This is a genomic window from Streptomyces sp. NPDC058964 (genome assembly GCF_042741275.1).
Classification (GTDB): Bacteria; Actinomycetota; Actinomycetes; order Streptomycetales; family Streptomycetaceae; genus Streptomyces.
Map to the genome: position 1 here is coordinate 1 of NZ_JBHYKH010000636.1, position 4,596 is coordinate 4,596.

General features: G+C 67.7%; 3 protein-coding genes and 1 pseudogene. 1 reads left to right on the top strand and 3 read right to left on the bottom strand.

All coding sequences use genetic code 11. The annotated features are described in order from the left end of the window. Positions 1-151 precede the first annotated feature (151 nt). Complete coding sequence (locus ACFW2E_RS41945; RefSeq protein ID WP_384475953.1) at positions 152-523, bottom strand: CHAP domain-containing protein; 372 nt, start codon at positions 521-523, stop codon at positions 152-154. A gap of 280 nt (positions 524-803) precedes the next feature. Between ACFW2E_RS41945 and ACFW2E_RS41950 the strand changes: the two genes are divergently transcribed. Then, positions 804-2,495, top strand: coding sequence for an acetolactate synthase large subunit (locus ACFW2E_RS41950; RefSeq protein ID WP_384475956.1), 1,692 nt, complete (start codon positions 804-806; stop codon positions 2,493-2,495). A 351-nt stretch (positions 2,496-2,846) separates the two neighbouring features. Here ACFW2E_RS41950 and ACFW2E_RS41955 read toward each other — a convergent pair whose 3' ends face one another. Both ACFW2E_RS41955 and ACFW2E_RS41960 read right to left on the bottom strand, forming a co-directional pair. After that, a complete protein-coding gene (locus tag ACFW2E_RS41955) occupies positions 2,847-3,614 on the bottom strand; it encodes a class I SAM-dependent methyltransferase (RefSeq protein ID WP_384475959.1) in 768 nt (255 codons plus the stop codon). A 377-nt stretch (positions 3,615-3,991) separates the two neighbouring features. Beyond that, positions 3,992-4,441: pseudogene (locus tag ACFW2E_RS41960) on the bottom strand (GNAT family N-acetyltransferase); the annotation flags it as partial. Between the last annotated feature and the right edge of the window lie 155 nt (positions 4,442-4,596).

The window sequence follows — 4,596 nt, forward strand, 5'->3', positions numbered from 1 at the left end:
CGCCAAGGGAAGTGCGCATGGCGATCATCGATCTTGAGCTCGGTTCGATGTATTGACGTCACGAGACGTCAGCGCAGCCCGGCAACCCTGGGTTGGCCAGGGCGGTTCTGGCGGCCCGGCGCCCACCCCCCGAAGTGGCCCGGCCGGCAGATCAATAGTCCCAGGCGGGGTGGCCGTAGCCCCGGACGAGGTGGCTGATGCGGGGGTACTTCAGCCGCTTGAACTGGTCGGATCGATTGCCCTCGACGGTGTAGACGTAGGTGTCGTCGTACGACGTCACGATCCCGATGTGGTCCTCGCCGTCGTGCCCGTTCAGGTCGAAGAAGATCACGCAGCCTTCCCGCGGCCCGCCCCCGGTGGCCTCGCGACGGTAGAACCGGTGGTGGTTCTTGAACCACTCGAGGTGGTCGGGGACGTACTTTTGCTTGCCGCCGATGGCCTCCAGCTGGCCGGCCTCGTGAAAGACCCAGCTGACGAAGGTGTCACACCACTCCTGGCCGTCGAGCGGCCCGGCCCACGCCACGACGAGCAACGTCTTGGGCCGGCGGTGTGTCGGTGGCGGGCCACGAAGCGGTCACGCGGGCCTCCCAGCGCCTTGCCGCCGTGCCGTATGCGGCGTGCATGTCCACAATCCGGATCCACCGTGCGGGCGGAACACGGCAGCCGCCACCACAGCGCACCCGAATGAATGGTCCTGACACTGCCGATGCGTGAACCGAGGCCCGGGTCGACATCCGCCATCGGCCACCCCGTTCGGCGCCGGATGAATGGCCGGGACAGGTGACCATGCCTACGTTCGTCTCATGGGGACAGAAAGCGCGACGGGGTCGCGCAGCACGGCAGCGGCGGAGGACGTCGCGCACCTTCTGGTGCGCTGTCTGCGGGCCGAGGGCGTGGAGTACGTCTTCGGGATTCCGGGCGAGGAGAACATCCGCTTCGTCGACGCGCTCAATGGCTCCGGGATCCGGTACATCCTGGTACGGCACGAGCAGGCCGCGTCGTTCATGGCGGAGATCTACGGGCGGCTGACCGGCCGGGCCGGGGTGTGTTCAGCCACGCTGGGTCCCGGCGCGATCAATCTGCTGCTCGGCACCGCGGACGCGATGACCAACAGCGCGCCGATGGTGGCCCTGGCCGCCCAGGGGTCGCTGCGCCGGATCCACAAGGAATCGCACCAGGTCATCGACCTGGTGTCGATGTTCGCTCCCGTCACCCAGTGGTCCGCCCGCATCGAGTGCCCGGACGCGGTGCCGGAGATGACACGCAAGGCGTTCAAGACCGCACAGAGCGAGCGCCCCGGTGCCGTGTTCCTGGCCGTGCCGGAGGACATCGAAGCCGCGGCCCCCACCGTGCCGCTGGCACCCCTGCAGGTCGACACCGTGCGCGCCGATGCGCCGTCGCCGTCCCAGATCGCACGGGCCGCCGAGGTACTCTCCGCTGCGCGGCACCCCGTCGTGCTGGCAGGCCACGGCGCCGCCAGGGCCGGAGCCTCGGCCGCCCTCGTGCGTTTCGCCGAGCGGCTGAACACCCCGGTCGCGACCACATTCCACGGCAAGGGCGTCTTCCCGGACGACCACCCCAACGCTCTCGGCGCGGTCGGCTTCATGCGCCACGACTACGGCAACTTCGGCTTCGATGCGGCCGACGTACTGGTCTGTGTGGGCTACGAGATCCAGGAATTCGACCCCGCCAAGATCAACCCGAACGGCGACAAGCGGATCGTGCACGTGCACCGCTTCCCCGCCGAAGTGGACGCCCACTACCCCGTCGCCGTAGGCGTGCAAGGCGACCCCGCGCAGGCGCTGGACGCACTCGCGGCAGCACTTCCCGACAACCTCACCTTCGACTTCGGGAGCAGCGAGAAGATCCGGACCCTGCTCGACGAAGAGCTCCAGTACGGGCGCGACAACGAGGCGTTCCCGCTGGTGCCGCAGCGCGTCGTGGCCGATGTGCGCACCGCGCTGGACCGCCGGGACATCGTGCTCGCCGACACCGGCGCCGGCAAGATGTGGATGTCCCGTCTCTACCCGACCTACGAACCGGACACGTGCCTGGTGTCCAACGGCCTGTCCACCATGGGCTTCGCACTGCCGGGGGCCATCGCCGCCAAACTGGCCCGGCCGGACCGCCGCGTGCTGGCCATGATGGGCGACGGCTCGTTCCTGATGAACTCCCAGGAGCTGGAGACCGCCGTCCGCGAACGCATCCCGCTGGTCGTCCTCGTTCTGGTCGACGATGAGTACGGCCTGATCACCTGGAAGATGGAACTCGAGATCGGCCGCCACAGCCACACGCGCTTCACCAACCCGGATCTGGTCGCCTACGCCGAAAGCTTCGGCGCACGGGGCTACGCGATCGAAGCGGCCGACCAGCTCCTGCCCGTACTGCGCCGTGCGCTCGACGAAGACACCGTCTCAGTGATCGCCTGTCCCGTCGACTACTCAGAGAACCTGCGCCTGACCGACCGACTCGGCAGTCTCCACGGCCCGTTCTGACCACGTCAGCCGGGCCACCACAAACCGCGTCACGGCCGTGCTCGCGCAGTAGGACGGCCGCGTCACGGTGAGCCCGGTGAGCCAGCACGCCCACAAGCAGACCGAGGAGATCACTCCCCTCAGCCGACGGCTCAAGCGGCAACCGGCGCGAGCGACAACGACTCCAAGACCAGGCTGACGCCGCCGTCACTGTCGTCGCGGTCCTGCTCGCGCAGAACACCACCCACCGCGAGCAGGCCGGCCAACGGTCGGCCGGTGTCATCTCGTTCAACCGAGCAGATGCCACACGCGAGTGAGGATAGTCCGGAACCAGCCGTGGGACCGGCGGGCTCACATGGCGAGGTGTCGTGATCAATCCCCGTAGCGCCGACGCGCGAGATGGACGGTAATGTCGGTGGTCATCTCGACTCTGTCCGGCAGTACCTGCATGATCTGGCTGAATACCTGCTCTCGCTCCGCGGTCGGCAACACGAGATAAGCCGAGATGGTGGAGAGGTGACCAACGTAGTCACGAGCACTCATCGTCAAGCGCCTTTGGATCACGGACTGTTGAACACCGGTGAACCACTCGGACCGTTGCAGCTCCGTCCCCGGCCACTGCATCTCATGCCCCGGAGGCGTCCCGTCCGGGGACGGAATCTCGTCACTCTCCAAGAACGGTGCTCGCGCCACGCGAACAGCTTCCTCCACCGCCGGGTCAGCCAGTCGGAAGGGCCCACCGCACGAGGCGAACACGCCACCCGGCTCCAACAGCGCGGCGATGCGCGACCACCGGCCCTCCGGGTGCGTCCAATGCAGCGCTGCTGCCGCATAGACCAGCCCGTACCGTTCGCCCGGTCGCAAGTCCTCGAACGCAGTTTGCACCGTCCTGACGTTCGCCGGCACGTGCTTGCGCAACTCGGCGAGCATGGACCCGTCGGGATCGGTCGCGGTGACCATGACCCCCCGTCGAGCGAACAGCCGGGTTGCCTTGCCTGTCCCAGCGCCGATCTCGAGGGCGGTCCGAACCGGATGGCCCGCGTATGCCATCACCATGTCGAACAGTGCCTCTGGATACCCCGGCCGGAACCGTTCGTATGCTTCCGCCACCACTCCGAAGCTCAGCGCGCGACCAGACATGCCGGGCATGCTGACACGAGCTGTGCCTCCGGTGCTTGACCTTTTTGGGGTGACCCGGACACGAGCTGATGTCTCCTGAGACACATCAAAGTCTGGAGAAGGACGGATACCGAGCCCAGCTCGCCTACTGTCCGAGGGGCGGGTGCTGCTGCGCTCAGGACGCGGAGCGGACCTGGCCGACGTTCTTTCTCAACCCTGTTCTGTTCCATGCAGAGGGTCCGGTGCCGGGCAAAGCCCAGGCAGCAGCCGTTGCCTGACTGACCGGGCTTGCAAAAAGAAGGCAGCCCTCCGCCGTGCTCCACGCGGCCAAGCGGGCGGCCGCGGCCGACGACCGACCGGAGGTCTCGTGGAGGTCGGTCGCGATGTCGAGAACGGTCTCAACCGGACGGCGTGACCGGGGACCTCACGCCCATCCACCGTTCGGCGCCCCGTTCCTCGAACCGCTGCACCTCGGTGACCCGAGCTTCGCCGACAGGCGCATCGAGCGGTCGCTGGCGGTCTGGCGGTCGTTGGCGGTCTGGGTGCAGAGCACCACCGGCTCGCCGGGAAGCGCGTCGGCGAACCAGCTGAGCGCCGCCGCGCACGCCTCGTCGGCGTAGCCGCGTCCCCAGCCTCTGACAGGAACAGGTAGCCGAGCTCGGCCTCCCCGGCATCCGGACGGACATGACTCCGATGCTCCGCGTCACGCCGGTTGAACTCGATGGTGCCGGTCATCGCTCCGTCGAGTTCGACCACAAAAGGCCGGGGCGCCGCCCGGGCGTCCCGGGCACCGTGCGCTCGAGCTCGTCACGCGACTGAGGATCACCGAGGCAGGTGCCCACCTTCGGGCAGGAACCTCAGACGACCGAAAGCGGCAGCGGCTACTGACCCCTCGTCCCGATCTGGAATGTCTGACCTGTGTGCCCCGACTTTGCACTCGCCATCCGACGGGACTCGCCCGATTCCCAGCCGGCTTGATGTATTCCGATATAGGTATATGTTG

Coding starts and splice junctions, on each gene's coding strand:
- ACFW2E_RS41950 (WP_384475956.1), top strand. CDS start 804: ATGGGGACAGAAAGCGCGACGGGGTCGCGCAGCACGGCAGCGGCGGAG.
- ACFW2E_RS41955 (WP_384475959.1), bottom strand. CDS start 3,614: ATGTCTGGTCGCGCGCTGAGCTTCGGAGTGGTGGCGGAAGCATACGAA.